The 3,804-nt window shown below is 66.4% G+C and carries 4 protein-coding genes and 2 pseudogenes; all 6 read right to left on the bottom strand.

What is annotated here, in order from left to right; translation table 11 throughout:
- A partial coding sequence (locus JCM19049_RS09410; protein ID WP_279402863.1) for an NAD(P)-binding protein occupies positions 1 to 362 on the bottom strand: 362 nt, incomplete at its 3' end.
- A gap of 71 nt (positions 363 to 433) precedes the next feature.
- Positions 434 to 940 carry a hypothetical protein gene (locus JCM19049_RS09405; RefSeq protein WP_054821458.1) on the bottom strand — a complete coding sequence of 169 codons (507 nt, stop codon included), beginning with the start codon at positions 938 to 940 and terminating at the stop codon, positions 434 to 436.
- Positions 941 to 1,206: 266 nt separating this feature from the next.
- The gene (locus tag JCM19049_RS19875; protein WP_279402862.1) at positions 1,207 to 1,341 is read right to left on the bottom strand and encodes a hypothetical protein; all 135 of its coding nucleotides are present in this window, start codon (positions 1,339 to 1,341) and stop codon (positions 1,207 to 1,209) included.
- 2 nt (positions 1,342 to 1,343) lie between these two features.
- Positions 1,344 to 1,508 (bottom strand): hypothetical protein, encoded by a 165-nt coding sequence (locus JCM19049_RS19870; RefSeq protein ID WP_279402861.1) that lies wholly within the window; start codon positions 1,506 to 1,508, stop codon positions 1,344 to 1,346.
- Between the two features lie 24 nt (positions 1,509 to 1,532).
- Positions 1,533 to 2,870: pseudogene (locus JCM19049_RS23385) on the bottom strand (RIP metalloprotease).
- Positions 2,867 to 3,804, bottom strand: a pseudogene (gene dxr, locus JCM19049_RS09395) (1-deoxy-D-xylulose-5-phosphate reductoisomerase); the annotation flags it as partial. The pseudogenes JCM19049_RS23385 and dxr, both read right to left, overlap by 4 nt.

Below are 3,804 nucleotides of genomic sequence, written 5' to 3'. Positions count from 1 at the left end.
AGTACCCGCCAGGCCCGCGCATCCTGGGGGAACTGCTGCACCGTTGCCTCCATGCCCCGGTGCAGGAGCACCGAGTCGGCCCCGTCCAGCGGGTGGGCCAGCGGGTAGTCGTGGAACGCCCACTCCAGCCCCGCCTCGGTCAGTCCCAGATGCGCGAATGCCGGGCTGCCGTAGGCGAAGGGGTGCGCCGCCGCGCCCAGGTCGACGGTGACATCATCACCCAGGGTGTGGCCCGAGGCGGCGGCACCGCCAACCACGGCGTTGCGCTCGAAAAGCTGCACCTGCACCCCGTGCTCGGCCAGCACCGCCGCAGCGGTCAGGCCATTGGGTCCAGAACCCACCACGTTCGCACGCAACACCATTGCTCGTTCTCTCCTGTTCCTGTTCTTTACCGTCCTGGCCGGGACGGTCGGCTTCCTGCTCGGCTGTGCGCCTAGCCCTTGTCGATGAAGCGGTCCTTCCAGGAGTCGTTGCTGATATCGCACAGTTGACTGATCTGGTCCTCGGCCCGCCGGGCCAGGTCCGCCAGCAGTTCCGGATCCAGCCGCGGCTCCTCGGGGACCATCAGCTCCAGGGTTCGCCACATGCGCAGCTTGGCGTTCAGCAGGCCGGTCAGCACATCCAGCTGCACCTGGGCCAGCGAGAGCCGTCGCATGCGGGAGGGGTTGAACGGGTTAAAGCGCCCCACGACCCAGGCGAGAGGGGCAAAGAGCTTCAAGGCCTTGTGCTCTTCGAAACCCAGCTGGGCAATGATCCGCTTCAGGTCCTCCTGGTCGGCGTGCACCTGATTCTCCAGGGAGATCAGACGCTGTTCATTGGCCGTGCCCTGCCATGTTTCGACGGCTGCCTTGAAGTGTTCGAGCCCGGAGCGGGAGCCCAAGAGGTGCTCGCTGAGGTACTGATGCAGTTTGTCCTGATCGATGCGCATGTCAGTGGCCATGGCCGGTGGTCCTCCGCGGTCGGTCCGGGGCGCACCGGTGGTGCCGGTGCGTCCTTCTGTGCTCCGCACGCTACCGGGCAGCCCGGACCCGGCCAACCACCGGGAGGATTTCACGGTGTTTTCCCACCTAACCCGCATCGGCTGTTCCCCCTGGGGTGCGGGGGCGTTAAAACAGGACTCCCGGCCCACCATTGCTGATGGGCCGGGAATTTCCCGCACCTGTGCGCCAGGCACCGAGCGGTTCACCGAAAAGGCAGGATTGTGGCCTACGAGGAGTATTCCTTCAGCAGGCCGGTGACCGGATTCCACTGGGTGATCACGGTCTTGTCCAGGGCGCCGGTCTTGTTGAACGGATCCTCATCCAGCACCTTGCGCAGCGCCTCTTCCGACTCGGCCCGCATGATCAATAGCGCCCATCGGTGATCGGGCACGGCCCGGAGGCCAGCAGCTGCACCGGACCGTCGGATTCAAGGAATTCGGACAGGTACCCGCGGTGGGTCGGGCGGTGCTCATTGCGCAGTTCTTCGGAATCTTCGGCGTACACGTATTCAACGGCAAAAACTTTCATGGTTTCAGCGTAGCGGCACGGCGCCTAGAAGATCTGGATGGGTTTGAAGATGTCCGCGTATATTAAGAGCCCGCCCATGATCATCATGCCCACCACCACCACGTAGGTCAGCGGCAACAGCTTCAGCGTGTCCACCGGGGCCACGTCCTTCTGCCCGCGCAGCCGGGCGAAGAAGCGCTTGAGCCCTCGAACAGCGCCCCGGCCACGTGCCCGCCATCCAGGGGCAGCAACGGGATCAGGTTGAAGGCGAACAACGCCAGGTTCAGCCCGCCAATCAGCGAGATCAGTGAGGCCACCTTGTCCTGCAGCCCCAACTGGTCCGAGGCGTTGATTTCCCCGGCGATCCGGCCCACCCCGACCACGGACACCGGCCCGTTCGGGTCGCGTTCCTCGGTGCCAAAGGCCGCCTGCGCCACATCCACCAGGCGCTGGGCAGGTGCAGGATGACGTTGCCGATCTGCGTCAGCTGGTTGCCCACCACTGCCGGCACCGCGCTGAGCGGCTGGGGCAGGTTCTGGACACTGGAGCTCATCCCCACGAACCCCACCTGCTCGGTGAGCACCTTGCCGTCATCCCCGCTCACCGGGTAGCCGTTGGGATCCAGCTGCGGACGCTCGGTCAGGTAGGGGGTCAGCGTGGTGCTGTGGCTGGTCCCGTCCCGCTCATACTCCAGGGCGATGCTCTGGCCCGGGTGCTCGCGGATCACTCCGGTCAACTCGTACCATTCATCGTGGGCCACCGGCTGGCCGTTGACCGAGGTGATGGTGTCCCCCGGACGCAGCCCGGCCGCGTAGGCCGGGGCGGACCGGTCGTTGGCACCGCACTGGGCCTCGTCGGCGTTCTGCGCGGTGGCCATGCACTGGTACACCTCGGACACCGTGGTGGTGGCGGTGGAGACTCCGAAACCCATCACCACGATCGCAATCATCACGAAGCCGATCACCAGGTTCACCAGCGGACCGCCGAGCATGATGATGATCCGCTTGTGGATCGGCAGCTGGTAGAACATCCGGCCCGCGTCGGTGTCCACCACCTGCTCGTTGGCCTGGGAGCGGGCATCATCGATCAGCTGCCCGAACGCGCGGGTCATCAGCCCGGGCTTCTTGCCCGCCACGGCCTGGGCGCGCGGCGGTACATGCCCACCATGGACACGTAGCCGCCCAGCGGGATCGCCTTGAGACCATACTCGGTTTCCCCGCGCTTGAAGGAGAACAGGGTCTTGCCAAAGCCGATCATGTACTGCGGAACCCGCAGCCCGAACTTCTTGGCCGGCAGCAGGTGCCCCACCTCGTGCAGGGCGATCGAGGCGGCGATCGCCACCACCATGACCAGCACCCCGCCAATGAACATGAGTGTGTTCATGCCAGCTCCTTGATGAAGTTCCCGGCGAAGGACCGCGCCCAGCGGTCGGTGTCCAGCACCAGCTCGGCGCTGGGTGCCTGCTGCGGCGCCTGGTAGGCCTCCAGGCCCGTTCGATGGTGTCCACGATGTCGGTGAAGCGGATGCGCCCGTCGTGGAAGGCGTCCACCGCTTCCTCGTTCACCGCGTTGTACACGGCCATGTGCGTGGCCGAGGCCTGCGCGGCCTGCTTGGCCAGGCGCACCGCGGTGAACACCTGCTCATCCAGCGGCTCGAACGTCCAGCTGGCGGCGGTGGAGAAATCACAGGCCTGCGCGGCCCCGGGAACCCGGTGCGGCCAGTTCATGCCCAGCGCGATCGGCAGGCGCATGTCCGGCGGGGAGGCCTGGGCGATCACCGAACCGTCAATGAACTGAACCATTGAGTGCACGATCGACTGGCGGTGCACAACCGGTTCGATCCGATCCAGCGGTACGTCAAAGAGCAGGTGCGCCTCGATGACCTCCAGCGCCTTGTTGACCATGGTCGCCGAGTTCGTGGTGACCACCCGGCCCATGTCCCAGGTCGGGTGCGCCAGCGCCTGCTCGGGGCTGACCTCGCGCAGCTGTTCACGCTGTAGCCGACGAACGGTCCGCCGGAGGCGGTGACGATCAGCTTGGCCACCTCATCGGGGGTGCCCGAACGCAGGGCCTGGGCCAGGGCGGAGTGTTCGGAGTCCACCGGGGCGATCTGCCTGGGGCGGCGGCGGCCTTGACGACCTGCCCGCCAATGATCAGGGATTCCTTGTTGGCCAGCGCCAGCAGGTGACCGGCCTGAAGTGCGGCCAGGGTGGGCTTCAGCCCGATGGCCCCGGTAATCCCGTTGAGCACCACATCGGCACGCTCATACCCGGCCACGGTGGTGGCCGCCTGCTCACCGGCGACCAGCTGCGGGTGGT

This window comes from Arthrobacter sp. JCM 19049 (genome assembly GCF_001310435.1).
Note: the sequence above shows the minus strand (reverse complement) of the source record. Positions and strands in the feature narration are given on the sequence as shown.

Excerpts from the sequence above, each read along its gene's own strand:
- JCM19049_RS19870 (WP_279402861.1), bottom strand. The coding sequence starts at position 1,508 with ATGAAAGTTTTTGCCGTTGAATACGTGTACGCCGAAGATTCCGAAGAA.
- JCM19049_RS09405 (WP_054821458.1), bottom strand. The coding sequence starts at position 940 with ATGGCCACTGACATGCGCATCGATCAGGACAAACTGCATCAGTACCTC.
- JCM19049_RS19875 (WP_279402862.1), bottom strand. The coding sequence starts at position 1,341 with ATGCGGGCCGAGTCGGAAGAGGCGCTGCGCAAGGTGCTGGATGAGGAT.